This window comes from Nocardiopsis sp. NRRL B-16309 (genome assembly GCF_001279585.1).
In the GTDB taxonomy this organism is placed as follows: domain Bacteria; phylum Actinomycetota; class Actinomycetes; order Streptosporangiales; family Streptosporangiaceae; genus Nocardiopsis.
In genome coordinates, this window is sequence record NZ_LGEC01000016.1 from 70,807 (window position 1) to 97,470 (window position 26,664).

Here is a 26,664-nt window from a genome sequence, read left to right on the forward strand (position 1 = left end):
CCTTTCCGTGGTCACGGAGCGGGAGTGGACGGGGGGTGTGCGGGGCCGGGGCCCCGCGGGCTCAGGAGGTGAGGCGGACGAGCATCTTGCCGGTGTTGGCCCCGCGCATCATGTCGAGGAAGGCGCCGACGGCGTTGTCGATGCCCTGGACGACGGTCTGGTCGTACCGCAGCCGGCCCTCGGAGATCCAGCCGGCGGCGCGCTCGGCGTACTCCGGGGCCAGGTGGCCGTGGTCGCCGACCAGGAAGCCGCGCAGGGTCAGGCGCTTGCCGATGGTGAGCGCGAGGTTGTCCGGGCCCGGCACCGGCTCGGTGGCGTTGTACTGGGAGATCATGCCGCAGATGGCGATCCGGCCGTTCCTGCGCATGGCGCCGATGGCGGCGCGCAGGTGGTCGCCGCCCACGTTGTCGAAGTAGACGTCGATGCCCTTGGGCGCGGCCTCGGCGAGCTGGCCCTCCAGGTCGCCCTCGCGGTAGTCGATGGCGGCGTCGAAGCCGAACTCCTCCAGCAGGCGGCGCTTCTTCTCCGGGCCGCCCGCCGAGCCGACGACGCGGGAGGCGCCGAGCTGACGCGCGATCTGCCCGGCGACGCTGCCGACCGCGCCGGCCGCACCGGAGACGAACACGACGTCGCCCTCCTGGACGCCGGCGATCTCGGTGAGACCGGCGTAGGCGGTCAGGCCGGTCATGCCCAGCACGCCGAGGTAGGCCTCGGCCGGGGCGAGGGAGGTGTCCACGGGCCGGGCCGCCGCGGCGTCCAGCAGCGCGTACGGAGGTAGGACTTGACGTCGTTCATGCGCCCGCGCATGTAGGGGTCGACCGACATCCAGTCGTTGCGCACCAGGACCTGGCCCGGCCCGGGCTCGGCGACCGCGGTCTCGACGAGGGCGAAGTCACCGGTGTCGGGTTCGCCGACCGGACGCTTGACGAGGTGGACTTCCTTGCTGGAAACGGGCATGTGTCGAACTCCGTCGTGTCGTGCGGTGGTGGCACCGGCAGCCGTCCGCGGGCGGGACGGCGGAATGCCGATTCGACCCTAGCGCCCCAGGTCATTGCGCCACGCATAGGATGAACAGCGTGAGCCATCAGCATTCCGATGGGTACGCGGCACCGGACACGCCCTCCGCGGAACCCGCTCCGAGCGGACCGCTCGACCTCCAACTGCTGCGGACCTTCCTGGCGGTGCACAGGTCGGGTTCGTTCACGGCCGCAGCGCAGCTGCTGCGGCTGTCCCAGCCGACCGTCACCACCCAGATCCGTTCCCTGGAGAAGCGGCTGGGACACACCCTGTTCGAGCGGCTGCCGCGCGGGGTCTCCCCCACCGCCGACGCCAACGATCTCGCCGCCCGCGTGGCCGGGCCCCTGGACGCCCTGGAGGTGGCGGTCGGGTGGGACTTCGGTGCCCCCGCGGCGCCGCCAGCACCGCTGCGCCTGGCCGGTCCGGCCGAGATCCTCAGCGCCCGGATCCTGCCCGCCCTCGCTCCCCTCACCGAGGAGGGCGTGCGGTTGCGGGTGCGCTCCGGGCTCGCCGAGGACCTGCTCGACGAGCTGCGCTCGGGGCGGCACGACCTGGTGGTGTCCCCGATCCGCCCGCGCGGGCGTGCCCTGCGCGCCGATCCGCTGATGGACGAGGACTTCGTGCTGGTCGCCAACGCCGGCTGGGCGGAGCGGATCGGGTCGCCGTGCGCCGACGCGGCGGTGCCGGAGGCGGCCGGGCACGCGGCGGTCAAGCGGATCGAACGGCAGGGGCCCACGGCCCTGTGCGGCGTGCCGCTGGTGACCTATGCCGAGGACCTGCCCATCGTGCGCCGGTACTGGCGGCACGTCTTCGGTGTGCGCCTGGCCTACGAGCCCGCGATCGTGGTCCCGGACCTGCGCGGGGTGCTGGCGGCCGTGGTCAACGGGGCGGGTGTGACGGTCCTGCCCCGCTACCTGTGCGAGACCGAGCTGGCCGACGGCCGACTGGTGGCGCTGCTGGAGCCGGAGGACCCGCCGATCAACACCGCGTACCTGGTCCGGCGGCCCGGCCCGGTGGACCATCCCCATCTGGCCAGGGTCCACGACGTGCTGCGGAGCGCCGCCCGCGACTGGTAGCGGTGCCGTCGAGCGCGTCGGGCGAACCAGGAGGCCCCGCTCGGGATCCCACGCGACGACGGGGCGGGCGGCGTGCGCCCGCACGAAGGGGGCGCGGTGGACGCGGCGGAGCCGGCGGACGGTCGGCCGGGCAGGACGCCCACGGCAGGCGGGACACCGGGGACGGCCGATGGTCGACGAGGCGGGGCTGCGGGGACACCCGGACCGACGGGTGGGCGGCCAGGCGGGGCGCGGAAGACGGAGGGGAGCGAAGGACCGGTGGGTGAGCGACCCTGGCCCGGAGGGACACCGGGACCGGCCGGTGAACGACCCTGTCCCGGAGGGGCACCCGGACAGGCCGGTGAACGACCGTGGCCGGGACGAACACCGGGACAGGCTGGCGAGCGGCCGGGTGGGAACTCAGGGGCGCGGCCCCGGTCCGCGCTGGTGACGGTGGCGGCGTGGTCGGTGACGGCCGGGTTCGCGGCCTTCGCGCTGCTGCGGGCGGCGGGCCTGGAACGGGGCTACCCGCTCGTTCCGCTGGTGGCCTTCACCCCCTACGTCCTGGCCGCCTCGCTCCTGGCCGTGATCGCGGTCGCCGCGCTGCGGCGGTGGGCCGCGCTGGCCGTCCTCGTGGCGGCGGCGGTCGTGCTCGCGGTCGCGGTGGTCCCGCGCGCCGTTCCCTTCGGCACCAGCTCGGCGGGCGGACCGGCACTGCGGATCATGACCGTGAACGTGCTGGGCGGCGGCGCGGACACCGCGGCCGTCGTGGCGGCGGTGCGCGAGCACGACGTCGACGTGCTCGCGCTCCAGGAGTCCACCCCTCGGATGCTGGCGCGGCTCTCGGCAGAGGGCCTGGACGACCTGCTCCCGCACGTGGTCGACCACTCGGCGCCCTCGGTGGAGGGCACCAGCCTCCACTCGGTCCACCACCTGACGGATCTGGGCGACGCGGGCGAGGGCGTACCGGCGTTCGCGATGCCGACCGCCCGGGTGGAGGTCCCGGGGTGGGACGGCGTGCTGGAGGTGACGGCGGTGCACCCGTATCCGCCGGTCGACGCCGCCCACACGGCCGACTGGGGCCGCGGACTGCGCGCGCTGCCAGAGGCCTCCGACGGCGGGGCACTGCGGATCCTGGCGGGGGACTTCAACGCCACGCTCGACCACGCGGAGCTGCGCGGCGTGCTGGCCTCCGGCTACGTCGACGCGGCGTCGGTCCAGGGCGAGGGACTGACCGGAACCTGGCCGTCGTCCGGCCCGCTGCCCAGAGTGGCGATCGACCACGTGCTGGTGGACTCCGCGATCGGCGTCGGCGACGCGGCGGTCGTGCCGGTGGAGGGCACCGACCACCTCGGTGTGTTCGCGGAGGTCACGATGCCCGCGGGCCGTTAGGCCGCGTTTCTTGCATCATTTCGTACTCGCGGCCGCCAGGCTGCCTCTCGCGGCGTCTCTGCGCTCGTGCAGCACGACCAGGCTGAACTTCGCACATCGTCCTGCGAGAGACGGCCTGGCGACCGCTCGCTCGCCCGGAAGCCTTCAAGAACCACTCCCTTGGCCGCCTTCCCCGCGCCAGCACCGGGAGCCCGGACCGGTACGATCTCCGGCGACCCGCCGGGCGCGTACCGACCGCTGCCCGACGATCGATGGGAGCCCCCCGTGAACCCCCCAGGACCCCCCGGTCCCCCTGAGTCCGCGCCGAACCGGATGCCGGTTCCGGCCCCGACCTCCGCTCCACCGCCCCGGCGCCGTTGGGTCACGGTCCTGTGCGCGCTGGCCGCCGCCGGGTTCCTGGCGTTCGCCGCTCTGCGGGTGTTCGGCCTGGAACGCGGCTTCCCGCTGGTGCCGCTGCTGGCCTACACGCCCTACGTCCTGCCCGCCGCGCTGGTGGCGCTGATCGGCACGGCCGTGCTGCGGCGCCGCCTTTCCTCAGCCGCGCTGCTCCTGGCCGTGGCGGTGCTGGCCGCGGTCGTCGTGCCCCGCGCCCTGCCCTCGGCGAGCGCCGCCGAGGGCGGCTCCGCGGGGACCGGACTGCGGCTGCTCACCCTCAACACCCACTTCGGCCACGCCTCCCCGGACGCGGTGGTCGACCTGGTGCGCGAGTACGACGTGCAGGTGCTGTCGCTGCAGGAGGTGACCCCCGAGCTGGCCGCGGACCTGTCGGCGGCGGGGCTCGACGACCTGCTCCCCTACGCGGTCGACCACTCCGCCCCCGCCGCGGCGGGCGGAAGCGTCCACGCGGTGCACCCGCTCACCGACCTGGGCGACCCGGGCCGCGACCTCGGGTCGCTGGCGATGCCCCGAGCCGGTGTGGACGTGCCCGGCCACTCGTCGGGGATCGAGGTGACGTCCGTCCATCCGATGTCACCCCGCCGCCCGTCGTCGATGGCCGCCTGGCGGGACGCCCACCGGGCGCTGCCGGAGGCCGGCGGCGACGGCCCGGTCACGGTCCTGGCGGGGGACTTCAACGCCACGCTCGACCACGCGGAGCTGCGGGCGGTACTGGCCACCGGGTACGCGGACGCGGCGTCCGTCACCGGCGACGGCCTGACGGGGACCTGGCCCGTGGACGGTCCGCCACTGCCCCGCGTCGCGATCGACCACGTGCTGGTCGACACGCGGGCCGGTATCGAGGACTTCACCGCCGTGGACGTGCGGGGCACCGCGCACCGCGCGCTCTTCGTGGAGATCTCCCTGCCCGGGGCCTGACCGTGCCACGGCACCGGCCGCTCGCCGCTCCGCTGGCATGCTGGGGCGGAGCGCACGTGACGGATGGGAGCGGGGCATGGCGGAGTTCGGTGAGGCGACGGTGCTGTTCGACCTGGACGGCGTGCTGGTCGACTCCGAGACGGCCGTCCGCGAGGGCCTGCTCGCCTGGGCCCGTGAGCGCGACCTGGATCCGGCGCGGGTCCTGGGGCACTCGCACGGGCGCACCAACGCCGGGCTGGTCGCACTGGTCGCGCCGCATCTGGACCCCGAGGCCGAGGACCTGGTGATCGAGGGCCACGAGGCCGAGCGGGGCGACACCGTCCGCGCGATGCCCGGGGCCCACGACCTGTTGGCGGCGCTGCGGGGCCGCGGCCGCCCCTGGGCGGTGGTGACGTCGGGCAGCCGCAGGATCGCCACGGCCCGGATCGCCGCGGCGGGGCTCCCGCTGCCCGGGGTGCTGGTGACCGCGGACGACGTCACCGAGGGCAAGCCGCACCCGGAGCCGTACCTGCTCGGCGCCGAGCGCGTGGGCGCGGCGCCGTCGGCGTGCGTGGTGGTGGAGGACTCCCCCGGCGGTGCCCGCGCGGGCCTGGCCGCCGGGATGCCGGTGGTCGCGGTGGCCTCCACCACGGCCAGGGAGCACCTGGCGCACGCGACCACGGTGGTCGACGACCTCTCGGACGTGGCCCGCCTGCTGGTGTGAGCCCGGAGGAGACCGCGGAACCACGTGACCGGATCGGTCCGGTCGGCGTCGGGATCGTGCCTGTCGCCGCCTCGGACGGGCTGACACGATCGGGGCATGACGACAGCACTCCTCGTGATCGACGCCCAGCGGTCCTTCCTCCAGCGCGAGAGCTGGAACGCGGCCTCCGACCCGAAGATCGCCGCCACCATCGCGCGCCTGGTGGAGCACTTCCGCGACCGGGGCGACCGGGTCGTGTGGGTCCTGCACACCGAACCGGGCAGCGGCACGGTGTTCGACCCCGAGCGCGGGTTCGTCGAGCTCATGGACGGGTTGTCGCCGATCGAGGGGGAGCCCGTGCGCACCAAGACCGCGCACAACGCCTTCACCGGCACCGACCTGGCCGAGGTCCTCGCGGGCTGGGGCGTGGAGGAGGTCACCGTCTGCGGTGTGCGCACCGAGCAGTGCTGTGAGACGACCGCCCGCGTCGCCTCCGACCTGGGTTTCCGGGTGACGTTCGCGGTGGACGCCACGGCGACCGAGCCGATCGGGGCGCCCGGCTCGCCCGCGGGCCGCCCGCTGGCCGAGGTCCTGGCCGACCCCCGCACACTCCTGCCCGAGGACGTCATCACCCGCACGGTCTACGCCCTCTCCGGCCGGTTCGCCGACGTGCGCACGGTCGCGGAGATCACCGGGTGAGACGGGGAGGCCGGGGAGGCCCGAGAGAAGGAACGGCCGAGCCCCGAACCCGCCCCTCGACCCGCACCCGGCGCGCACCTCGGATGAGCGCTGAGCACATCCGGAGCGAGCCCGGCCCGCGTCCGGACGGGCACGACTAGACTGACCGGATCGTGACCACTGTCGTCTTCCTGCTGACGCCGGGCCTGCACCTGTTGGACCTCGCTGGCCCGGCCCAGGTGTTCTCCACCGCCGCCGAGACGGGTCTGGGCTACCGGATCCGCTACGTCGCCGAGCACGCCGACGTGCCCACCGCCCAGGGCGTGGGCCTGCGGGCCGAGACGGACATGCCCGGAACGCGCCCCGACGACCTCGTGGTCGTCCCCGGCTGGCGCACCCGGGACCGCGTCCGGCGCCACGTGCTCGGCGCGGACCACGCCGCCGCCCTGGCCGCCCACCACGCGGCGGGCGGCACCGTGGCCAGCGTGTGTTCGGGCGCCTTCGCCCTCGGCGACGTCGGCCTGCTGGACGGGCGCCGCTGCACCACCCACCACGAACTCCAGGACGAGTTGGCGCGCCGTCGGCCCCGCGCCCGGGTGGTCCCGGACGTGCTGTACGTGTCCGACGACCGCGTGGTGACCTCGGCCGGGATCGCCAGCGGCATCGATCTCGCCCTGCACCTGGTCACCACGCGCCACGGTCCCGCGACGGCGGCGGCCATCGCGCGGAACATGGTGGTCCACGCGCGCCGCAACGGGGACGAGCCCCAGGCCAGCGCCATGCTGCGGCACAGGGACCATCTCGTCGACGTCGTGCACCGTGTCCAGGACACGATCGACGCCCGCTTCCGGTCCGCCCTGCCGCTGGCCGGCCTGGCCGCCTCGGTCGGCGTCAGCGAGCGCACGCTCAGCCGCGCGTTCGCGGCGGCGACCGGCCTCACGCCGCTGCGCTACCAGCAGGTCCTGCGGGTGGAGCACGCCGAGCACCTCATCGGCGGCGGCGCCACCGTGGAGGCCGCCGCGCGGGCGGTCGGGTTCCAGGACGCGCGGATGCTGCGGCGCCTGCGCTCACGCCCGGGTGTCGTCCGGCTCTGAGCGCGTGCCCCGACCCCGCTCCGGCGGCGCGGGCGGCTCCGCCCGTGGGACGCGCGGGAGCCACGGCGCGCGCGGCACCGCCGGTACGGGCGACCCGCACCGGCGGTGTGGCGAGGCCCGTGCTCAGGCGCGCAGGGCGTCGATGAGCTCCTGCTCGTCGTCGTGGGAGAGGTTGGTCTGGATGACCGTCGGGGCCAGCGGCTTGAAGGCCTCCACGGCCCGGTCCCGGGTGGCCTCGTCGGCGAGCAGGAACACGGCCGCGCGGCCCTGGTCGAGCTCGCCGCCGATCTTCTTGATCATGTCGTCGTCGATGCCGATGTCGGTCAGCCTGCCGGCGACGGCGCCCGAGGCCGCGCCGACGGCCAGCCCCAGGAGGGGGTTGAGGAAGAGCAGGCCGATGAGCGTGCCCCAGAAGGCGCCGCCCAGGGCGCCGTAACCGGTCATGTTCACGGTCTGGTGGATCCGCGGACGCCCCTTCTCGTCCTTGTAGACGTAGGCGGCGTCCTCCAGTCGCAGGAGTTCCTGCTTACCGAGGTCGGAGGCGATGTCCAGAGCGCGCTCCGCAGTGTCGCGGTCGGCCACCCCGAGGACGATCAGCTGAGCCATGGGTGTCTTCCCCCCGTCATGGTGCCGGACCCGCTCCGGGCCCGATCGGCGGGAGGCTTCCCCGGATCGTCTCCCGTTAGCACCAAGGCAGGGGACACGGCGCGCAAAGCCACGGGGACGGTCGGCACGGCGCGCTCAGGCTTCGGCGCGGGCGGTCTGCGTGACGCGCTCAGGCTCCGGGAGGGGCGGTCGGAGCGGGCCGGGCCGAGCGCCCGCGGATCACCAGTCGCGCCAGAGCCCCGCCAGGTCGCCTTCGTCGAATCCGTGCCGCGCGGCCATCGCCGTGAGGTCCACGCCGTGCCCCGCGGGGACCGCCCAGATGTACTCGCACAGCCGCTCGCGCTCACCGGTCTCGATCATGCCGTGTTCGTGATCGACCGCGTTGATCCTGGTCACCGCGCGTTCGGCCGCGGCGAGCACGGCCGTGTCGCCGGGCAAGGCACCGTCGGCGACGAGGGCGGCGACGTCGGCCTCGTAGTCGGCGAGCACGGCGTCGATCGCCTCGACGGCGGCGTCCGGCCACAGGTGCTCGGCCCAGTTCTCCTCGCACGTGCCGGCGGCCACCTCGGCGGCCACGTCCTTCTTGGTCTCGCGCCACACGCGGGAGGGTCGCATCATCATGGTCGGCACGCTACGGCTCGGCGGTGACAGAACCGGGTCCGGCGCCCGCGCCCCGCACCGGTCCCCGACCGCACCCGGCGCCCGACACCCGACGGACGTGCGCGCCGGTCATGCCCGCTCGTCGTCGAACCGTTCCCGGGCGCGCTCGACGGCGGGCAGGTTGGTGGCGCTCCACCCCAGGAGGGCGTCGATGAGGTCCTGGAGCGTCGTGCCGAGCGGCGTGATCCGGTACTCGACGGCGATGGGCCGCGTGCTGGTGACGACGCGCTCGACCATCCCGTTGCGCTCCAGCCGACGCAGCGTCGCGGTGAGCGACTTCTGCGTGACGACGGGGATCGCGCGGCGCAGTTCGTTGAAGCGCGAGGGACGCCCGCACAGCCGGTCGAGCACCTGGAGCGACCACTTGTCCAGCAGCTGGTCGAGCAGCTCGCGCTGAGGGGCGGTGATCTGGGAGTGGCCGGACTCGGCCTCGTCGGTATCCCGCATGAAACCTAGGTTAATTGAAGTTCCCTGCGGCCACCAAGTAGACATTGGATACCACCTACTCGACCGACGAAAGGGACCTCCGATGACCGTGCGACTCCTGACCCCCGAGGGCATGTTCCAGCCCGTCCCCTACCACCACGTCTCCATCGGCACGGGCACCCGCCAGGTGCACGTCGCGGGCCAGATCGCGCGGGACGCCGAGGGCAGGCCCGTCGCGACCGGCGACCTCACCGGACAGGTCGGGCAGGCCCTGCGCAACACCGCCCGCGGGCTGGCCGGCGCCGGAGCGGACTTCTCCGACGTCGTGCGCCTCCGGTTCTTCGTCACGGGCTGGAATCCCCACATGGCGGACGCCTTCATGGCGGGTATCGAGAACGTCGCCGACGAGCTGGGACTCCCGCGGCCGTTGCCGCCCCTGTCGCTCATCGGCGTCGACTACCTCTTCGAGCCCGACGTGCTCGTCGAGGTCGAGGCGTTCGCGACCCTGGACTGACCGGCTCCGGGCCCGGCCCCGCGGCCCTGGCCCCCACCGTCTGCCCGCCGGGCCCCCCGTTCCGGCGCGGGGCCGTCCACGTTCCAGCGCGGGCCCGCCCGCCGGGGGCCGTCCACGTCCGGACGGCACCCGCACCGGGCCGGGCCCGCGGTCAGGTGCGGCGGGCCATGTGCAGGCGGGTGAGGTAGGGGACGCGCACGACGCCGTCCGGGAAGTGCTCCGCCACCAGGTCAGTGAGGGCGGCGCGGGTGCGCTCCAGGCCGATGGCGCGGACCACGGCGGCCATCTTGGTGGAGGACAGGGCCATCCCCAGGTACCCGTCGAGATCGAGTTCGCGCACCCAGCGGCCGGTGTACGCGGTGGCCTCGTCCAGCCCCTCCCGCGCCGCCAGTTCGCCGACCGTGTCGAAGCTGCGGTAGTCGCGCCGGTAGCCGTCCCCGTGCTCCTCGAGCAGGGACTCGTGCGCGTCGACGAACGCGCTCGCGGTCCAGTCGCGGTCGTTGGCGAGGACGGCGACGGTGCCGCCGGGGGCGAGCACGCGGACCGCCTCCGCGTAGAAGGCGGGGCGGTCGAACCAGTGGACGGCCTGCGCCGCGAGCACGAGCGCGGCCGAGCCGTCGGGGAAGGGCACGTCCTCGGCGCGGCCGTCGGTGAACTCCACCCCGCCGGGTCCGGCCGCGGCGGATTCGCGCATCGCGTGTCCGGGCTCCACGCCGACCACCCGGGGACCGGGTCCGAAGACGTCGCGCAGCGCGCGCGTGGAGATGCCCGTCCCGGCCCCGACGTCGACCAGGAGCCACGGCTCGGGCCAACCGGCACGGCTCCCGGCCAGGACGTACTCGCGCAGCCGGTCGAGCACGGGCGCGGGATAGCCGGGGCGGAAGCGCCGGTAGTCCTCGGTGAGCCGGTCGAAGGCCTGGGTCCGGTCGCCCACGCTGGTCCTCTCCGTCGTCGGTCGCCGCGGCTGTGACCCTACCCCACCGGTGCCGCCGATCCCGGGCGCGCGGGCTTGTGCGCGTTCCGCCGGTACTCCGAGGGGTTGACTCCGGTGTGGGTCTTGAACGCGGAGCTGAACGCGAACGCGCTGCCGTAGCCGACCCGTCCCGCGACGGCCTCCAGGCCCAGGTCGGGGCGGGCCGAGAGCAGGTCGCAGGCGGTGGTCAGCCGCCACGTGCGCAGGTAGGCCATGGGCGGGGTGCCCACCGCCCGCTGGAAGCGCTCCGCCAGGGTCGAGCGCGAGACGGCGCAGGCGCGGGCGAGCGACGCCAGGGTCCAGGGCCGCTCGGGGCCCTCGTGGACCAGCTCCAGGGCCCGCGCCACGACGCCGTCGCCCCGGGCGCTGAGCCAGCTGGGCTCCGTGCGGGGGTGCTCCGCCATCCAGGCGCGGACGGCCATGACCAGCAGGCAGTCCAGGAGGCGGTCGTTGAGGCTCGCCTGGGCGACGCCGGCGGTGATGATCTCACGGACCAGCAGGTCGACCACGGCCGGGTCGACGCTGCCCGCGCGCAGGACCGCCAGGGGCGGCAGCGCGGACAGGGCCAGGCGCCCGGCCTCGCTGTCGTCCTCGTAGGCGCCGATGACCAGGGAGTACGCGCCCTCGGGGTCGTTGCCCCACATCCCCACGCCGTGGGACATGCTCACGTGGAGTTCCTGGCCGTCGTCGGCGACGCAGCGCTGGCCGGGGTGGACGGTGATCGTCGGTGGGCGCCCGGACCGGTCGGACAGCACGTAGGGGTCCGGACCGCGGGTGAGGACGACGTCGCCGGGGTCGAGCGCCGCCTCCTGGTCGCGCGTGCGCACCCACACCCGGCCGGAGGTGACCACGCCCAGGCCCAGGGCGGACCCGTCGCGGACGTCGATCGACCAGGGCGCACTCATGACGACGCGCAGGGTGAAGGCGCCGCGGGCCCGCGGGCCGTCGAGCAGGTGTGTGAGGGGGTCCATGAAGGCAGGCTACGCCTGGACGATCTCTTATGCCATCCAGTAAATCGACCATGGTTCGTCCGGATCTGGTCCGCTGTACTGAGGACATGCGCAACCAACGAATCCTCGTCACCGGCGGCACCGGCATGACCGGTCGCCGCGTCTCCCACCACCTGGCCGAGCGCGGGGCCGACGTCCGCGTCGGCTCCCGATCGGGCACCCCGCCCTTCGAGTGGCACGACCCCGCCACCTGGGACGCCGTTCTGGACGGGGTCGACGGCGTCTACCTGTGCTTCCACCCCGACCTGGCCTTTCCCGGCGCGGCCGAGGCGGTCTCGGCGTTCGCCGCCCGCGCCGCCGAGCGCGGCGCCACCCAGATGGTGCTGTTGTCCGGGCGCGGGGAGGACGGCGCGGAGCGGGCGGAGCGGGCCGTCCGGGCGGTCTTCACGGACCTGACCGTGCTGCGCTGCTCGATGTTCGCGCAGAACTTCTCCGAGCACATCCTGGTCGACGGTGTGCGTTCGGGAACCGTGGCCCTGCCCGTGCCGGACGTGCCCGAGCCCTTCGTGGACCTGGCGGACGTGGCCGAGGCGGCCGTGCTCGCCCTCACCGAGGACGGGCACGCGGGGCGGCTGTACGAGCTGACCGGGCCGACCGCGCTGACCTTCGCCGAGGCGTGCGCCCTGATGGGCGAGGCCGCCGGGCACCCGGTGTCCTACCTGCCGGTGACGCCCGCGGACTTCGTGGCCGAGGCGGGCCGGGCGGGGATTCCCGCCGAGGTCGCCACGGGGCTCGCGGAGCTGTTCGCCGAGATCCTGGACGGCCGCAACGCCAAGCCGACCGACGGCGTGCGGCGGGCGCTGGGCCGCCCCGCGGGCGACTTCGGCGGCTACGTGGCCCGCGCCGCCGCGGAGGGGGCGTGGTCGTGACCGGGTGAGGACCGGGCCGTGCGCGGGGCGCCCTCGGGCCGGGAACGGGGGCGGCCGGGGTGCGACTTCCAGGGGCACGTACGGGACCAGGCGCGACACAGGGGCGGTCCGGGACGGAGAGCACACCCACGGGCCGCTTCGTCCGTAGTCTCGGATCCGCCGGTGGTCTCCGGACCGCCGGCGGCCGCACGACCAGCACCGAGGAGGCCGCCCGTGTCCGACCACGAGCGCGACCACACGGCCCGGGGTGAGCGCACCCGGCGCCGGATCATCGACGCCGCCGCGGAGCTGTACTCGCGCTGCGGCTTCTGGGGCGTGACCCTGGGCGACGTCGCCGAGCGCGCCGGGCTCACCCACGGGGGCGTCCTCCACCACTTCCCGAGCCGGGAGGCCGTGCTCCTCCATGTCCTGAGCCGACGGGACGAGCTGGACGCGCCCCTGCTGACGGCGCCCGGGCCGGACCCCCGGGAGCTGGTGGAGGTCATCGTGCGGATGGCGGAGCACGACGCGGGCGCGCCCGGGCCGGTCTCGCTGCACGTGACCCTGGCCGCCGAGGCCACCGACCCGGTCCATCCCGCGCACGAGTACTTCGTCGCCCGGTACCGGAACCTGCGCGACCACCTCGTTCCGGCGCTGGCCGACCTGCTCGACGAGCGTGACGGACCGACACCGGAGATCGCCGCCCAACAGATCGTGGCGCTCACCGACGGCCTGCGGGTGCAGTGGCTGCTCGACCCGGGCACCGTCGACATGCGCGCCGCGGTGGTGTCGTTCCTGCGGAGCCTGGGGGTCGCGGCCCAGGAGCCGCCGGGGCCCGGGAACACAGACACTGGCGGGCCTGACGTGGGAGCGCGGTAGGGGCCGGACCGATCCGATGGTTCGGAGTGCGTGCCCGAGCCGCGAGCGTGTGCTGAGGCCACCGGGGCTGGTGAGTACAGGAGCTTGCCCGAGCCCCACGAGCGTTCATCCAGTCCACTGGGACCGGCGGACACGGAGGCGTGCCCGGGCCCCGCGAGCGTGTGCCCAGGCCACCGGGCACGTCGGTTCGGGGAGTGCGCGCCGGGGCCCGCCCGGGCGATCGTCGCTGCCGCCGGACCGATCCGACCGGACGGCGTCCGGGGCACCCGTCCTGTCCCGGGCGCCCGTCCTAGAGTGGGGGAACGAACCGCCGATCCCCGCCGAGAGAGCACCGTGTCCGTCGCCGAGAGACTCCAGAGCGTCTTCGTGGCGCTGGCCGCCGTGCTCGGTCTGGCCGTCGGCACCCTGTGGCCGGTCGGGGCGGTCGCCGGACACCTGGTCCTGCCCGCGCTGGTCCTGCTGCTCGTGGCGGTGTTCGTGCAGGTGGACGCCGCCCGGGTCCGCCTGGCCCGGGACGCCGGGACGGTGGTGGCCGCCAGTCTGGTCCTCAACTTCGTCTTCACGCCGTTGCTGGCGTGGGCTCTGGGAGTCGGGCTGCTGGGCGACGCGCCGGATCTGCGGATCGGTCTGCTGTTGCTGCTGGTGACGCCCTGCACCGACTGGTACCTGGTGTTCACGGGGCTCGCCCGGGGGCACATGGGGGTGGCGGCGGCACTGCTGCCGATCAACCTGGTGCTCCAGCTGGCCCTGCTGCCCGTCTACGTGCTGCTCCTCGGCGGCGAGGCGGCCAGTGTGGGGACCGGGACGCTGGTCGAGGCCGTCGTGCTGGTGCTGGTGGTGCCACTGGTGGCCGCCGCGCTCCTGCGGTGGGCCACCGGCCGGTGGAAGGGTCCGCGGTGGCGGGAGCGGGTGGTGGTCGCCCCGGCCGGGCGGGCGGTCCTGCCGCTGCTCTACCTGGCGGTCCTGGCGATGTTCGCCTCCCAGGCACGGACCGTGGCCGCGCATCTGGGCGAGCTGGCGGTGCTGCTGGTGCCCCTGGGGGTGTTCTTCGTCGTGGCACCGCTGGTGGCCGTGCTCGTCGCGCGCGTTCTGCGGCTGCCCGGCGACCAGCGGGCCGCGCTCACCATGACGACGGTGGCCCGCAACTCCCCCGTCGCGCTGGGCATCGCGGTCGCCGCCTTCCCCGACCGGCCCCTGATCGCGGTGGCCCTGGTGATCGGCCCCCTCGTGGAGCTGCCGGTCCTGGCGGTGCTCAGCCAGCTGGTCCGGGTGCGCGATCCACGGGAGCCCGACGGCGTCAGCGGCTGAGCCCTCGGCCCGGCCGACCGCCTCGCCCGGTGGCCACACGCCTCGCCCTCCCGGACCGCCACTCCTGAGCCTGACGGGTGTCCCGCCGCCTCCGGGAGCCGAGTCGGGCACCAAGCCGGACGGCGGGGCACCCGGGGTCGAAGGGACGCGGGAGGGCCGCCGCCCCCACGGGGCGTCGGGGGTCTCACCCGTGAGCGCTCTCGCGAGCGGGCGAGGAGTCGGAGCGATGCCGCGCACGGTCGAGGAGGGCTAGGACGCCCTGGAACGCGGACCACAGGACCGCCAGCGACGCACCCGCCAGCAGGAACGCCGAGAAGATCCACTCACGGGACCCGTCCGGCCCGTACACCCGCGTGTCCGCACCGGCGTCCACGGCGGCGATCTCCGTGCCCACCACGCACGTGTCGCGGCCGGCTCCGTGCAGGGTCACCTCGCGCGCCGGACCTCCGTCGGCCGCGGTGAAGGTGCCGTCGCAGCCGCACGACTCGTGGCCGGGGTGCTGGACGCAGGTGAGCGCGGTCGCGGTGAACACGCCCGGAGCGCCCTCGCCTCGGGCGGCGCGCAGCCCCTGGTCGAGTCCGGCCAGGCCCACGTACGCCACGGTTCCGGCGAGGACCGTCAGGACGAGGGCGAACGCGGGAGAGAAGCCCTTCCGACTCATCGGGGCACCTCCGTCGCCCGCTCGCCCGGACCGGGCTCTCCCTCCGAACGGGGCTCCCCCTCGGCGTGCTCCGGCCCTCCCGCGCCGGGCGCCCGCAGAGCGAGCAGCGCCCCGGCCGCGCACAGCACGGCGGCCAGTACCCACAGCGGCCCGTAGTCCCCGGTGACGTCGCGGACCAGACCGCCGAACACCGCCATCGCCCCGGCCCCGACCTGGTGCAGGGCGTTGACCCAGCCGAACACGATCGCGCCGTCCGCACCGAACACCCGTCGGCACAGCAGGATCACCGGCGGCACGGTCGCCACGTCGAGCAGCCCGAACGCCACGACGAACGCGATCATCGCCGGTCCGGCGTCCGGTCCGAAGAGCATCGGCAGCAGTGCGAGCAGGGCGGCCCGGCCGCCGAAGTAGGCCGCCAGCAGCAGGCGGGGGTCGAAGCGGTCCGTGAGCCAGCCGGAGACCACCGTGCCGACCAGGGAGAACACGCCGATCGTGGACACGAGCGCGGCGGCCGCCGTGACCGCCATCCCGTGGTCGCGCGCGGCGGGGACGAAGTGCGTCCACAGGATGCCGTTCGTGGTCGCCCCGCAGATCGCGAACAGCCCAGCGAGCAGCCAGAAGTCGCGGCGGCGCACGGACCGGGCGAGGACCAGCACCGTCCGGCGCGCGGCACCCTCCTCCGTCCTCGGCCGGGGCACCGCCTCCAGGGCGCCGTAGGGCCGCAGCCCCACGTCCGCCGGATGGTCGCGCAGCACCAGCACGACCAGGACCGCCACGACCCCGGCCGACAGCGCCAGCGTCACGACCGCCGGGCGCCAGCCCTGGGTGTCGGTGACCCACGCCAGCGCGGGCAGGAACACCAGTTGGCCGAACGCGCTCGAACCGGTCAGCGCCCCGATCACCAGGCCCCGCCGCCGGACGAACCAGCGGTGGGCGACGGTGGCGGCGAAGGTCATCGCCAGCGAACCGGTGCCCGCGCCGATCAGCACGCCCCAGTAGAGCGTGAGCTGCCAGGCGTGGTCCATCAGGGTGGTCAGCGCCGCACCGGCCATGACGGCCGACAGCGCGGCGACGGCGACCCGGCGCAGTCCGAAGCGGTCCATCAGGGCGGCCGCGAACGGGGCGACCAGCCCGTAGACGACCATGTTGACGGAGGCGGCGACCCCGATCGAGGTGCGCGACCACTGGTATTCGGTGTGCAACGGGTCGACGAGCAGGCCGGGCATCCCGGCGAACGCCGCGGCGGCGACGATGGCCAGGCCCGCCACGAGCGCGACCGGCCAGGCCCGGTGGAGGAGCGGAGTACGTGTCTGGTGCGTCATGTGACCAGCTTCGGGGCGCGGATACCCGCCCCGACAGTGACCCGAAGGCCAACATGCGCAAGAATCGGGCCATGTCCGTCTTCACGCGTCCCGACCGCCACAGCGTCGCCGTACTCGTCAGGGACGGGGTCCTGCCCATCGAGGCGGGTATCGTCCACCGCCTGTTCGGGCAGGCCCGCGACTCGTCCGGGGCCTTCCTCTACGAGGTCGCCACCTGCGCGCTCACTCCGGGGGAGGTCCGCACCGACACCGACGTCAGCCTCAACGTCGCGCACGGCCCCGAAGCGCTCGACGGCGCCCGGACCGTGGTCGTCCCCGCGGCCGACGCCGACTACGGGGAGCGGCCGCACACCCCGATCGACCCCGGTCTGGCGGCGGCGCTCGGCCGCATCCGTCCGGACGCCCGGGTCGCCTCGATCTGCACGGGCGCGTTCGTCCTGGCCGCCACCGGGCTGCTCTCGGGCTGCCGGGTGACCACGCACTGGCGCTCGGTCGGGTTCTTCCGTGCCCTGTACCCGCACATCGACCTCGACCCGGACGTGCTCTACACCGACAACGGGCGCGTGCTCACGGCCGCCGGGGTCGCCTCCGGCATCGACCTGTGCCTGCACATGATCCGCGCCGACCACGGCGCCGCCGTCGCCAACGACGTGGCGCGCGGGACGGTCGTGCCGCCGCACCGCGACGGCGGGCAGGCCCAGTACGTGCGCCGCCCGGTGCCCGAACCCGAGCGCTCCGGGACGGCGCGTGCCCGCGCGTGGGCGCTGGAGCACCTGGACCGCCAGCCGAGCCTGCGGGCGATGGCGGCCAGGGAGTCGGTGAGCGTGCGTACGTTCACCCGCAGGTTCCGCGACGAGATGGGGGTCTCGCCGGGGCAGTGGATCGCCCGGCAGCGGCTGGACCGGGCCCGCCAACTCCTGGAGGAGACGGGGATGCCGGTGGACCGGGTCGCCCACGAGGCGGGGTTCGGCACCGCTGCGTCCCTGCGCCAGCACATGCAGGCGGAACTCGGCGTCTCCCCGAGCGCGTACCGGCGCACCTTCCGCGGCCCCGCGGCGAGCCCCGGCACCGGCACTCCCGCCGCCTGAGGGCGCCCGGACGACCTTGGTCCAGGAGGGCGGGCCTCCGGCGTCCACCGAACCGCCCACCGGTGTCGAACCGAGGCGGCGCCTGTCCTGGCTCAGCACCAGGGGTCCGGGCGCGCGGCGATCACTCGGCGGCGGCTCCGGCGCGGTCGCGGTGGAAGGCCCAGGCGTCGGCGACGATCTCGTGCAGGGACGAGCGCTCCGGACGCCAGTCGAGCAGGGCCCCGGCGCGGTCGGATGAGGCCACCAGCACCGCCGGGTCGCCGGGGCGGCGGGGCGAGGCCACCGCCGGGATCGGGTGCCCGGTCACCTCGCGGCACACCTCCACCACCTCGCGCACCGAGAAGCCCGCGCCGTTGCCCAGGTTGAGCACCTCGTGGCGCCCGGCCCGCGCCCGTCCCAGGGCGAGCAGGTGGGCGCGGGCCAGGTCGGCCACGTGGATGTAGTCACGCACGCACGTGCCGTCCGGCGTGGCGTAGTCCTCCCCGAACACCGACACCGACTCCCGTTCGCCCCGCGCCACCTTGAGGACGTTCGGGACCAGGTGGGTCTCCACGGTGTGCCGCTCCCCCAGCCCCCGGTGGGCGCCGGCGACGTTGAAGTACCGCAGGCTCACCGCCGCGGTGCCGTGCATGCGGGCGTGCTCGGTCAGCGCGGCGTCGATCGCGGCCTTGGTGGCGCCGTAGGGGTTGGTCGGGCGCACCGGCGCGTCCTCGGTGATGGGCACCGACTCCGGCTCCCCGTAGACGGCGGCGGTGGAGGAGAACACCAGGCGGCCCGTACCGGTGGCGCGCATCGCCTCCAGCAGGGCGAGCGAGGTCCCCACGTTGCCGCTCCAGTACAGGCCCGGGTGTGCGACCGACTCCGAGACCACGGACTTGGCGGCGAAGTGCAGGACCGCGTCGAAGCCCTCCCGGAGGACCTCGGCGGCTCGTTCGCGCACCGTCCCCTGGACGAAGCGCGCGCCCGGGTGCACGGCGTCGGCGTGCCCGGTCGAGAGGTCGTCGAGCACCGTGACCGCGTGCCCCTCCTCCACGAGCATCGCCGTGACGACGCCGCCGATGTATCCGGCGCCGCCCGTGACCAGTACCCGCATTGCACCCTCCGAGGAAGCTCGCTTTTCCCAACAGACCATACGAAATCAAACATCAAGTCAACACGATCAGTCTATTTCCAACAGAACGCGGTGACAGGGTGGAGGCGGCACCAGGCGGGTAACGGTCCTTCGACGACCGCCGCACCCGCCGAACCCTCACTCCCCCGGAGCCCCCGTGAAGCTGTACGCCGAACGCCCCGTTCGCGCCTGCCTCCAACTGCTGTCCGACCTGCTCGCCCTGTCCTGGGCGGTCCTGTGGATCACCACCGCGCTGTCGCTGCGCGAGATCATCACCGGCCTGGACCGCCCGGGCGAGCTCATCGCGAGCGCGGGCGAGGGCGTGTCCGAGCACATGGGCACCGCCGCGGAGGCGGCCGAGCGCGTCCCCCTGGCCGGGGAGGCGCTCGCCACCCCCTTCACCAGCATGGGCGGGGCGGGCGAGTCGCTGGCCTCGGCCGGGACGTCCTTCCAGGAGTCGGTGGCGGCCCTGGCCCTGTACCTGCCCCTGGTCACGGCGGTGATCCCGCTGGCCCTGCTCGCCGCCACCTGGCTGCCCGTCCGTGCCCGCTGGGTGCGCCAGGCCGCCTCCGTACGGAGCATGCGGGCGATGACTCCCGAGGCCCGGTCCCGCCTGCTGGCTCTGCGCGCCCTGACGGCCGTGTCGCCGTCCCGGCTGACCGGCGCCCACGCGGATCCGGTGGGCGCCTGGCACGCGGACGACCCCGAGGCGACCCGTGTCCTGGCCGCGCTGGAACTGGAGAGGCTCGGCCTGCGCTCGGTCTGAGCGGCCCGTTCCCCGCCGCCGGCCGCCCCCCGTCGGCCCGGCTCCCCCTCGTCTTGTCCACAGGCGTCGGAACGGCCTCGCGATCGTCGGTCCGGCTTCCTAAGCTGGAGTTCGGACCAACGTTCGGAGCACGCATGCACCTGTCCGCCCTCCTCGACTTCGACGTCGTCCCCTTCGACACCGACGACGCCGTGTCCGTCCTGATCGACATCACGGCCCCCGAACGCGAGGCCGACACCGAACGGCCGCCCGCGACCCTGCAGATCGTGCTGGACCGCAGCGGTTCGATGGGCGGCGGGAGACTGGCCGGAGCGGTCACGGCCCTGGTCGGTCTGGTGGACCGGCTCGCGCCCACCGACAACTTCGGCCTGGTCTCCTTCGACACCCAGGCCGTGGTGGAGGTGCCCACCGGGCCCCTCACCGACAAGGAGGCCGTGCGCCGCCGCATCCGGGGCCTGGCCCCGGGCGGGGGCACCGACCTGTCCTCCGGGCTGCTCCGAGGGATCCAGGAGGCCCGCCGGGCCGGCGGCGACCGGGGCGCCACCCTGCTGCTGATCTCCGACGGGCACGCCAACCACGGCGTCACCGACCACGACCTGCTCCGGCAGGTCACCGCCGACGCCTACGGGCACGGCGTGGCCACCACGACCCTCGGTTACGGGCTGGGCTACGACGAGGCGCTGCTCGGGGCGGTCGCGGACGGCGGCGCGGGCAGTGCCCTGTTCGCCGAGGACCCCGACACCGCGGGCGGGCTCATCGCCCAGGAGGCGGAGTACCTGCTGGCCAAGTCGGCCCAGGCGGCGTCCTTGCGGGTGCCGCCCGGCCCGCACGTCAAGGCGGTCTCGGTGGTGGGAGAGATGCCGTCGACGAGACTGCCGGACGGCGCGCTCATGGTGGAGCTGGGCGACTTCTTCTCCGGCGAGACGCGCCGCCTGCTGCTGCGTGTGGAGGTGCCGGGGCTCGCGTCGCTGGGGACGGTCACCGTGACCACGCTCGACGTCACCTACGTGGATCCGGCCACGATGACGACCTACACCGCGAGCCTGCCGATCACCGTCAACGTGGTACCCGGCGACGAGGCCCGGGACCGCTCGCCCCGGCCGGAGGTGCGTACGGAGGAGGCCCTCCAACGCGCGCAGACGGCCAAGCGGGAGGCGAGCGAGGCTCTGCGCCGCGGCGATCGGAAGAGCGCCGCGGAGATCCTGGACCGCGCGCGCGACCGACTGTCCCGACCGTCGAGCGCCCCGGGCGCGGCGTCGGCGGAACTGTCGGCGCAGGCCGAGGAACTGGGCCGGATGTCGGCGATGGCGCGCACGGACGACGCCTCGCGCACCTCCAAGTCGCTGTACTCCAGCCAGTCGGGGTACTCGCGCAAGCGCGGTCGGCACCAGCCGCAGAGCGGACCGGAGGCGCCGGGGACCGGGGCGGAGTCACCGGAGGCGCCGGAAGCGCGATCGGAGCCGACGAAGGCGAGACCGAAGGCGCAGGAGCCCGGGCCGAAGGCGCAGGAGCCCGGGCCGGAGGCGCAGGAGCCCGGGCCGGAGGCGCGGGAAGCGGGGCCCGAAGCGGGATCGGGGCCACCGAAGACCGGACCGCAGACCCCGGGGGCCGAATCCGAGTCACCGAAGGCGGGGCCGGAAGCGCCGGGGGCCGGATCGGAAGCGCCGCCGCGGACGGGCGGCGGGATCCGCGGCCAACAGACCGGTGGCGACCTGTCCCGTCCCGATCTGAGACCGCCCCTGTCCCACCCCCGGCGCACGCCGCCCGAGGAGCCGCGACAGGAGAGTTGAGCCGCCCTGCTCCTGCCACCCCGCGCCCGGGGCTCTGCCCCGACCGCGAAGGTCAGGGCCGAGGTCAGGTCCGAAGTCGAGGCCGAATCCGTGCGGAGTCTTCGCCGCCCGTGGACGGCTCATGATCCGCCCGCGGACGGCTGGTCACCCTCACATGGGCACAGGGCTCACGCGCGGATCGGCGGCCGGGACATCGACGGGCAGCCGACCGGCACGGGCGGGTGGCGAACCGCCCGTGGACGGCCGGCGCTCACGCGTGGGCGCTGACGGCTCAGGCGTGGGCGAGTGTCTCGCTCACCGCGTCCGGCAGCTTCTCCTCCAGGAAGGCCGCCATGTCCTCCTCCTGGTGCAGGATCCCGGTCAGCTTCCGGGCGATCTCCTCCTCGCCCAGGGATCGGGCGGCCTGGATGAGGGCCTTGTAGGACGCGATCTCGAAGTGCTCCGCGGCGAAGTCGGCCAGACCGTTCTTGACCAGGGTGTCGCCCGCGGGCTTGTTCGCCATGCCCTGCATGGCCCCGAACATGCTCGCGAAGGCGCTCTTGGCTCCCGAAACCGAGCCGCCGAGCGCGTCGATACAGCCCCGTACGGTTTCCGCCTGCTCCCGGGTCTCGTCGATGTGCCGCGTGATCCGCGCGTGCACCTCCGGGTGGTCCTCGGCGTCCTTGGCGTGGCGCTCCAGGACCTCCTCCAGTGCCTTCTCCATCGCATAGGCGTCGTTGAGCCAGGTGATGAGCTGTTCGCGACTGCTCACGTCGGTCTCCCTTCTCACAGTGCGGAAGGCGTCCGCGCTCCCGGGCACCGTGCGGCGGCGCACGGGAGGCGTCTTGGTGCCACGCGCTACCCAGGTCCGCACGACGCAAACGGCGGCCCCGGCGACCGCACGGCCCGCTCTCTCTCCGAGACGGAGAAGGACCGGGCCGGAGGACTCAGACCGTGCCGCGCAGCCGTTCCAGGCCGTCGAGGATGAGGTCGAGTCCGAACTCGAAGCCGCCCCCCTCCTCGTGCGGCTCCAGGTGGTAGCGGATGTGCGCGGCCAGGTCGGGATAGGTGTCGACCGGGAAGGAACGCAGGACACTCTCGCCGACCTCGGCCATCTGGTCGGGGTCCAGCGGGAAACCGAGTGCCTGCAGCGCGTGGCCGACCAGGTGGTCCTCGATCGTGTGGAAGGCCCGGTCGAGCAGGCCGGGGGTGAAGTCCGCGGCACGCAGCGAACGCAGGGCGCTGTCCATGTAGCGCATCCGCCGCGGCCCCGGGTTGAGGCTCGACGTCCACAGCGACGCCGCCCAGGGGTGGCGCATCAGCGCGTCGTGGGCGGACACCGCGCGCCGCCGCGCCTGCTCGCGCCAGTCCTCGTCGCCCTCGGGCAGTTCGATCTCTCCGACGACCCGGTCGAGCATCCCGTCGAGCAGGTCGGCCTTGCCGTCGACGTGGTTGTACAGCGACATGGCCTCCACCCCGAGCTCCCGCCCGAGCCTGCGCATCGACAGGGCTCCGATGCCCTCGGCGTCGGCCAGGGCGACACCGGTGTCGAGGACGCGGTCGCGGGTCAGCGGCGCTCGGCGCGCCTTGGGCGGATCGTTCGGCGTCGGCACCGGGACATCGACCTCCTCTTGACGGGCAGCGGACCGCAGTCTAGCTTACAGAGTAAGTATTTACGGTGTAAGTAGAGAGATGGAGCGACATGAAGGCGATCGCGCAGAGCCGCTACGGCGAGCCCCAGGACGTGCTGGAGCTTCGCGACGTCGAACGTCCCGAGCCCGGGGACCACCAGGTCCTGGTGCGCGTGCACGCCTCGTCGGTCAATCCCGCGGACTGGTTCGAGCTCGCGGGCCTGCCGTACGTGCTCCGGCTCGCGTTCGGCCTGGCCCGGCCGAGGAACCCCGTCCGGGGCAAGGACGTGGCCGGAACCGTCGAGGCGGTGGGTTCCCGGGTCACCCGGTGGCAGCGGGGCGCCGCCGTGTTCGGCGAGCTGAACGCCGGCGCCTACGCCGAGTTCGTCCTGGCGAAGGAGGACGAGCTGGCGCAGGCGCCGGCCGGACTCGCCCTCGCGGAGGCCGCGGCCGTCCCCCTCGCGGGCGTCGCGGCGCTCCAGGGGTTGCGCGACACCGCTGGTGTGCGCCCCGGCCACCGGGTCCTGGTCAACGGGGCCTCGGGAGGTGTGGGCACGTTCGCCGTCCAGATCGCGAAGGCGCTCGGCGCGCACGTGACCGGCGTGTGCAGCGCCGCCAACGCCGAACTGGTCACGTCCATCGGCGCCGACGAGGTCATCGACTACACCCGGGAGGACTTCACGCGGGGCGCGGAGCCCTACGACGTCGTCTTCGACCTGGTGGGCAGCCACACCCCGGCGGCCTATCGCCGGGTGCTGCGCCGGGACGGTGTCTACGTCTCCGCCACGGGCATGCCCGGCGGTCCTGTGCTCGGGCCGCTCCCCTACCTCCTGCGCGTGATGCTCGCCTCCCTGCGCGGCGGTCCGAGGATGAAGCCCTTCGCGGCGAAGCGGAACGCGGACGACCTGGCCGCCCTGGCGACGATGATCGAGTCCGGTCAGGTACGGCCGGTCATCGACAGGTCCTACGGGCTGGCGGACGCGGCACAGGCGCTCGCCCGCCAGGGCAGGGGCCACGCGCGGGGCAAGACGGTGGTGACCGTGGTGGAAACCCCGTCACCGTCCGATTCCTGACCACGCCCTACCGCTATCGGCCACGGAGCGCGGGGGCGACCCGTGGCCGATGACGGGCGCGGCGGTCCGTCCGGTACGCGTGACCCGTGAAAGGCGTCCTGAGGTGGCGGCCACCCGGGGGTTCGTGGGAACGTCCAACGTGGAAACCCCCTGCGTCGAGGAGAGACCCGTGTCCCCTGTTCAGATCATCCGCACGGTGGCCGCCGCCCTGATCGCCGGCGGCGTGGCCCTGGGCCTGGTTCCCAGTGGGCCGTGCGGGGCGGCTTGGTGGAGGCCCATGCGCGGCGACGCGACGTTCGGGTGGTACTCGCTCGGCGAGACGCCCGACATGATGATCAATTCGTGCGGGATGGCCATGGCACCGGCGGGCTCGTGGGCGATCGCACTGATCGTGTCCGGGGCGGCCCTGGTGGCCGGGGTGTGGTTCCACACCGCGCACCGGCCGACCGAGGAACCGAAGGAATAGGCGCCCCGCCCAGAGAGCAAGCCCTACGCGGCCATGCCCACGGAGACCAGCAGCGCCGCCCACTCACCAGCGGGAACGTCCAGGTGTCCCCGGCCCCGGTGCTGGGTGTCCCGCACCCCGGTCACCCGCCCCTCGGCCACCTCGACACAATTCTCAGAACCGGCGCTGTAGCTGGACTTATGCCATTCGGGGCCATACACCATTCTCATACTCCTCTTTCAGCCCACGCAGGAACTCGACGGTATCCGCAGGAGACCACGCATCTGCTTGCAACCTGGCAAACAGCATGCCATAGCGACGTACCGCGCCCGCTTCATCACTGGTCTGCCCCAGATACACCGACTCCACATGCAGGACGTCAGGCGCGTGCGCGGACGAGATCAGTGACAGCGGGCCGTTCAGTCCGGCGTGCGGCCACGTCCGCCACGGATAGACCTGTAGGAGAACACGGCCCGACTCAGCCAGTTCCATCAGCCGTCGGCACTGGCCTGCCATCACCGCAGGAGACCCGACGTGCCGCCGCATCACCATCTCATCCAGCACAACGTGATAGTGCGGAACGTCTGCCCCAAGGATCTTCTCAGATCTGGCGATCCTGGTCTTCACGCGGCTCTCCACATCGTCTGACGTGAACCACGGAGCTCCAGCAGGAATCACACACGAGGCATATTCCTTGGTCTGCAGCAGTCCCGGAGGCAGTATCGGCTGATACTCACGGATCAGTTCCGCCTCCAATTGAAGCTGATGCAGCTGATCCAGCCAGTCCAGGACCTCGGGCTCGTACAACTCCCGGCGCAGGCGCACCAGCCGTCCGCCCTGCCCCAAACAGTCGTCGGCTTGACGCACGTCAACTGGTTGAAGTGGCCGCGCCCCGGTCTCCACGTTGCTGATGTGGCTCTTGCTGCACCCGACCTGGTTCGCGAGCCACTCCTGCGTTTTCCCGCGAGATCTACGCGCATGAGACAAAGCACGACCAAAACGGACGTCCGGGATTTCCTTGGCGGCATCGACCATGAGTCGATCCTAAAGCATGAGCTCAGAAGTTTTCGAGAATCCACAGATGTTCCTGAACTTTCTCCTGAGTCCGAATTCCTTTCGTTGCTCGGCAATCGCGTGCCATCGTCACTCGCTGAGGGGCCGGGGAAGATCGACCGCTTCCTGTGAGGCGGGGAGCCATCGAGACGATCTCCGGCGTCGGTGCGGTGGCCACGGGCCGCCGGGTTGTTCGAGACCAGCGAGAGGAACCAGACCAGTGCGCATACCCAGTGACACACCCAACCGGGGGCGGGCCCGGAACGGCCGCCCCGATCCCCTCCCCCGGCGGCCTCGTCGGTCGGCCCGCGTGCGCGGATACGCGCCCGGTCCGTGCACGTCACCGTTTCCGGCGTGCGTGCTGAGCGCGGTGCTCGGCGGTCTGCTGAGGACGGGAGCGAGCCGGTGATCCGCTTCTGCGACATCCGCGAACTCCCCACCCTGGCCGAACTGGGCACCTGGGCCGCCGAACACCGCGGCCGGATCCGCTACCTCGGCGCCGACCTGGAGAACCGCCCGGTCTACGGCGCCACGCGCGGACACCTGACCCGTCTGGCGCGGGACACCGGGCCGGACCTGCATCGGCATCCGCTCGTGTGGCGGTCCCCGCTGGAGGACCCGGAGGCGCTCCCGTGAGCGGGCACGCGGACGGTTCCGGCGATGCCGGGGCGCCCGTCCTCTCCTCCGAAGCGCTCGCGGACGCGGTCGGCCTCGCCCTCGTCGCACCGCCCTCACCGGAGACAGACGGCGACCTCGTCCTCCGGTTGCGGGCCCTCCTCCACGCTGCCCTACGCGACTGACGCGTCCCCGAACAGCCGGGCCCGGAGCGTTCCCCGGCTCCGGGCCCGGCGAACGAACGGAGAACGTCGATGGACGGCACGGTCCCGTGCTCCAGCCCCACGGGTCACGACTACCTCCCCGACCAGCCGCCCGTGCGCCACGGCACCACCGCGACGGCCACGTGCGAGTACTGCGGGCACTCGATCACCGCCACGCGGCTGAGCGTCCCGCGATCATCCGCTGCGCCCGAGGCCGCGTCCGCGCAACCCCGGGGGGTCTGGACTCCCTGGTCATGTCGGATACACGATCGGAACCCTTCGGCGGGAAGCGGTTCGGATGTGCCCTCGCCCTGATGCTGTGCTTCCTGACCTTCCTCTGGCTCCTGTCCGGGCTGTTGGCCATAGGGCACGACGAGCACTGCCGCCACGGATTCGTCGGACCCGGTGAGAGGACGGCATGGGAAGAGGAGGAGTGGGACGAGGACGACGATGAGGCCGAAGGGGCCTGAG

Annotated in this window: 29 protein-coding genes and 1 pseudogene; 17 read left to right on the forward strand and 13 right to left on the reverse strand. The window is 73.7% G+C overall.

Features of this window, described 5'->3' with window-relative positions:
• Positions 1-61 precede the first annotated feature (61 nt).
• Positions 62-957: pseudogene (locus tag ADL05_RS03320) on the reverse strand (NADP-dependent oxidoreductase).
• Positions 958-1,076: 119 nt separating this feature from the next.
• Between ADL05_RS03320 and ADL05_RS03325 the strand changes: the two are divergent.
• The 6 genes from ADL05_RS03325 (at position 1,077) to ADL05_RS03350 (ending at position 7,232) form a co-directional block, all read left to right on the forward strand.
• Positions 1,077-2,093 carry a LysR family transcriptional regulator gene (locus ADL05_RS03325; RefSeq protein WP_255351832.1) on the forward strand — a complete coding sequence of 339 codons (1,017 nt, stop codon included), beginning with the start codon at positions 1,077-1,079 and terminating at the stop codon, positions 2,091-2,093.
• A 426-nt stretch (positions 2,094-2,519) separates the two neighbouring features.
• Positions 2,520-3,464 carry an endonuclease/exonuclease/phosphatase family protein gene (locus ADL05_RS03330; RefSeq protein WP_082376072.1) on the forward strand — a complete coding sequence of 315 codons (945 nt, stop codon included), beginning with the start codon at positions 2,520-2,522 and terminating at the stop codon, positions 3,462-3,464.
• 312 nt (positions 3,465-3,776) lie between these two features.
• Entirely contained in the window at positions 3,777-4,778 is a 1,002-nt protein-coding gene (locus ADL05_RS03335) for an endonuclease/exonuclease/phosphatase family protein (RefSeq protein ID WP_053615360.1), read from the forward strand.
• A gap of 76 nt (positions 4,779-4,854) precedes the next feature.
• Complete coding sequence (locus ADL05_RS03340; RefSeq protein WP_053615361.1) at positions 4,855-5,481, forward strand: HAD-IA family hydrolase; 627 nt, start codon at positions 4,855-4,857, stop codon at positions 5,479-5,481.
• 96 nt (positions 5,482-5,577) lie between these two features.
• Positions 5,578-6,159, forward strand: a complete 582-nt coding sequence (locus ADL05_RS03345) for an isochorismatase family protein (RefSeq protein WP_197285675.1) — start codon at positions 5,578-5,580, stop codon at positions 6,157-6,159.
• A gap of 152 nt (positions 6,160-6,311) precedes the next feature.
• The gene (locus ADL05_RS03350; protein WP_053615362.1) at positions 6,312-7,232 is read left to right on the forward strand and encodes a GlxA family transcriptional regulator; all 921 of its coding nucleotides are present in this window, start codon (positions 6,312-6,314) and stop codon (positions 7,230-7,232) included.
• A gap of 123 nt (positions 7,233-7,355) precedes the next feature.
• Here ADL05_RS03350 and ADL05_RS03355 read toward each other — a convergent pair whose 3' ends face one another.
• The 3 genes from ADL05_RS03355 to ADL05_RS03365 form a co-directional block, all read right to left on the reverse strand.
• Positions 7,356-7,838 carry a DUF1269 domain-containing protein gene (locus tag ADL05_RS03355; protein WP_053615363.1) on the reverse strand — a complete coding sequence of 161 codons (483 nt, stop codon included), beginning with the start codon at positions 7,836-7,838 and terminating at the stop codon, positions 7,356-7,358.
• A gap of 219 nt (positions 7,839-8,057) precedes the next feature.
• Positions 8,058-8,459, reverse strand: coding sequence for a hypothetical protein (locus tag ADL05_RS03360; RefSeq protein ID WP_156365703.1), 402 nt, complete (start codon positions 8,457-8,459; stop codon positions 8,058-8,060).
• 108 nt (positions 8,460-8,567) lie between these two features.
• On the reverse strand, positions 8,568-8,945 hold the full coding sequence (locus ADL05_RS03365; RefSeq protein WP_053615364.1) for a helix-turn-helix domain-containing protein: 378 nt from the start codon (positions 8,943-8,945) through the stop codon (positions 8,568-8,570).
• Between the two features lie 82 nt (positions 8,946-9,027).
• Between ADL05_RS03365 and ADL05_RS03370 the strand changes: the two genes are divergently transcribed.
• Positions 9,028-9,438 carry a Rid family hydrolase gene (locus ADL05_RS03370; protein ID WP_053615365.1) on the forward strand — a complete coding sequence of 137 codons (411 nt, stop codon included), beginning with the start codon at positions 9,028-9,030 and terminating at the stop codon, positions 9,436-9,438.
• 151 nt (positions 9,439-9,589) lie between these two features.
• Here the strand turns inward: ADL05_RS03370 and ADL05_RS03375 are convergent, their stop codons facing one another.
• Positions 9,590-10,372, reverse strand: coding sequence for a class I SAM-dependent methyltransferase (locus tag ADL05_RS03375; RefSeq protein WP_053615366.1), 783 nt, complete (start codon positions 10,370-10,372; stop codon positions 9,590-9,592).
• A gap of 38 nt (positions 10,373-10,410) precedes the next feature.
• Positions 10,411-11,382 carry an AraC family transcriptional regulator gene (locus tag ADL05_RS03380; protein WP_053615367.1) on the reverse strand — a complete coding sequence of 324 codons (972 nt, stop codon included), beginning with the start codon at positions 11,380-11,382 and terminating at the stop codon, positions 10,411-10,413.
• 86 nt (positions 11,383-11,468) lie between these two features.
• On the opposite strand from ADL05_RS03380, the gene ADL05_RS03385 reads away from it, so the two are divergent.
• From ADL05_RS03385 to ADL05_RS03395, 3 genes are all read left to right on the forward strand, one after another.
• Positions 11,469-12,290 (forward strand): NAD-dependent epimerase/dehydratase family protein, encoded by an 822-nt coding sequence (locus ADL05_RS03385; RefSeq protein ID WP_197285676.1) that lies wholly within the window; start codon positions 11,469-11,471, stop codon positions 12,288-12,290.
• 213 nt (positions 12,291-12,503) lie between these two features.
• Positions 12,504-13,148, forward strand: a complete 645-nt coding sequence (locus ADL05_RS03390) for a TetR/AcrR family transcriptional regulator (RefSeq protein ID WP_053615369.1) — start codon at positions 12,504-12,506, stop codon at positions 13,146-13,148.
• A 333-nt stretch (positions 13,149-13,481) separates the two neighbouring features.
• Positions 13,482-14,456, forward strand: coding sequence for an arsenic resistance protein (locus tag ADL05_RS03395; protein WP_053615370.1), 975 nt, complete (start codon positions 13,482-13,484; stop codon positions 14,454-14,456).
• Positions 14,457-14,640: 184 nt separating this feature from the next.
• Here ADL05_RS03395 and ADL05_RS03400 read toward each other — a convergent pair whose 3' ends face one another.
• Complete coding sequence (locus tag ADL05_RS03400; protein ID WP_053615371.1) at positions 14,641-15,117, reverse strand: hypothetical protein; 477 nt, start codon at positions 15,115-15,117, stop codon at positions 14,641-14,643.
• Positions 15,114-16,439, reverse strand: coding sequence for an MFS transporter (locus ADL05_RS03405; RefSeq protein WP_053615372.1), 1,326 nt, complete (start codon positions 16,437-16,439; stop codon positions 15,114-15,116). Before ADL05_RS03405 ends, ADL05_RS03400 begins: the two co-directional genes overlap by 4 nt.
• A gap of 71 nt (positions 16,440-16,510) precedes the next feature.
• Between ADL05_RS03405 and ADL05_RS03410 the strand changes: the two genes are divergently transcribed.
• Positions 16,511-17,527 carry a GlxA family transcriptional regulator gene (locus tag ADL05_RS03410; RefSeq protein WP_053615373.1) on the forward strand — a complete coding sequence of 339 codons (1,017 nt, stop codon included), beginning with the start codon at positions 16,511-16,513 and terminating at the stop codon, positions 17,525-17,527.
• Between the two features lie 121 nt (positions 17,528-17,648).
• Here ADL05_RS03410 and galE read toward each other — a convergent pair whose 3' ends face one another.
• Positions 17,649-18,620: a UDP-glucose 4-epimerase GalE gene (gene galE, locus ADL05_RS03415; protein ID WP_053615374.1), complete on the reverse strand. Its 972-nt coding sequence runs from the start codon at positions 18,618-18,620 to the stop codon at positions 17,649-17,651.
• Between the two features lie 175 nt (positions 18,621-18,795).
• Between galE and ADL05_RS03420 the strand changes: the two genes are divergently transcribed.
• On the forward strand, positions 18,796-19,404 hold the full coding sequence (locus tag ADL05_RS03420; protein ID WP_053615375.1) for a hypothetical protein: 609 nt from the start codon (positions 18,796-18,798) through the stop codon (positions 19,402-19,404).
• Positions 19,405-19,538: 134 nt separating this feature from the next.
• Positions 19,539-21,194: a VWA domain-containing protein gene (locus ADL05_RS03425; RefSeq protein ID WP_082376074.1), complete on the forward strand. Its 1,656-nt coding sequence runs from the start codon at positions 19,539-19,541 to the stop codon at positions 21,192-21,194.
• Positions 21,195-21,465: 271 nt separating this feature from the next.
• On the opposite strand, the gene ADL05_RS03430 is transcribed toward ADL05_RS03425, so the two are convergent.
• A complete protein-coding gene (locus tag ADL05_RS03430; RefSeq protein WP_053615376.1) occupies positions 21,466-21,945 on the reverse strand; it encodes a ferritin-like domain-containing protein in 480 nt (159 codons plus the stop codon).
• A gap of 175 nt (positions 21,946-22,120) precedes the next feature.
• Complete coding sequence (locus ADL05_RS03435) at positions 22,121-22,786, reverse strand: TetR/AcrR family transcriptional regulator (RefSeq protein ID WP_053615377.1); 666 nt, start codon at positions 22,784-22,786, stop codon at positions 22,121-22,123.
• 89 nt (positions 22,787-22,875) lie between these two features.
• Here ADL05_RS03435 and ADL05_RS03440 point away from each other — a divergent pair, with 89 nt between their 5' ends.
• Both ADL05_RS03440 and ADL05_RS03445 read left to right on the forward strand, forming a co-directional pair.
• Complete coding sequence (locus tag ADL05_RS03440) at positions 22,876-23,877, forward strand: NAD(P)-dependent alcohol dehydrogenase (protein ID WP_053615378.1); 1,002 nt, start codon at positions 22,876-22,878, stop codon at positions 23,875-23,877.
• 169 nt (positions 23,878-24,046) lie between these two features.
• Positions 24,047-24,343 (forward strand): hypothetical protein, encoded by a 297-nt coding sequence (locus ADL05_RS03445; protein WP_053615379.1) that lies wholly within the window; start codon positions 24,047-24,049, stop codon positions 24,341-24,343.
• 23 nt (positions 24,344-24,366) lie between these two features.
• On the opposite strand, the gene ADL05_RS03450 is transcribed toward ADL05_RS03445, so the two are convergent.
• Complete coding sequence (locus ADL05_RS03450; protein ID WP_369800883.1) at positions 24,367-24,483, reverse strand: DUF397 domain-containing protein; 117 nt, start codon at positions 24,481-24,483, stop codon at positions 24,367-24,369.
• Between the two features lie 37 nt (positions 24,484-24,520).
• Positions 24,521-25,357, reverse strand: a complete 837-nt coding sequence (locus tag ADL05_RS03455; RefSeq protein WP_082376076.1) for a helix-turn-helix transcriptional regulator — start codon at positions 25,355-25,357, stop codon at positions 24,521-24,523.
• A 372-nt stretch (positions 25,358-25,729) separates the two neighbouring features.
• On the opposite strand from ADL05_RS03455, the gene ADL05_RS03460 reads away from it, so the two are divergent.
• Both ADL05_RS03460 and ADL05_RS30265 read left to right on the forward strand, forming a co-directional pair.
• The gene (locus ADL05_RS03460; protein ID WP_231640584.1) at positions 25,730-26,011 is read left to right on the forward strand and encodes a hypothetical protein; all 282 of its coding nucleotides are present in this window, start codon (positions 25,730-25,732) and stop codon (positions 26,009-26,011) included.
• A gap of 436 nt (positions 26,012-26,447) precedes the next feature.
• Positions 26,448-26,663, forward strand: a complete 216-nt coding sequence (locus ADL05_RS30265; RefSeq protein ID WP_156365705.1) for a hypothetical protein — start codon at positions 26,448-26,450, stop codon at positions 26,661-26,663.
• The last annotated feature ends 1 nt before the right edge of the window (position 26,664 follow it).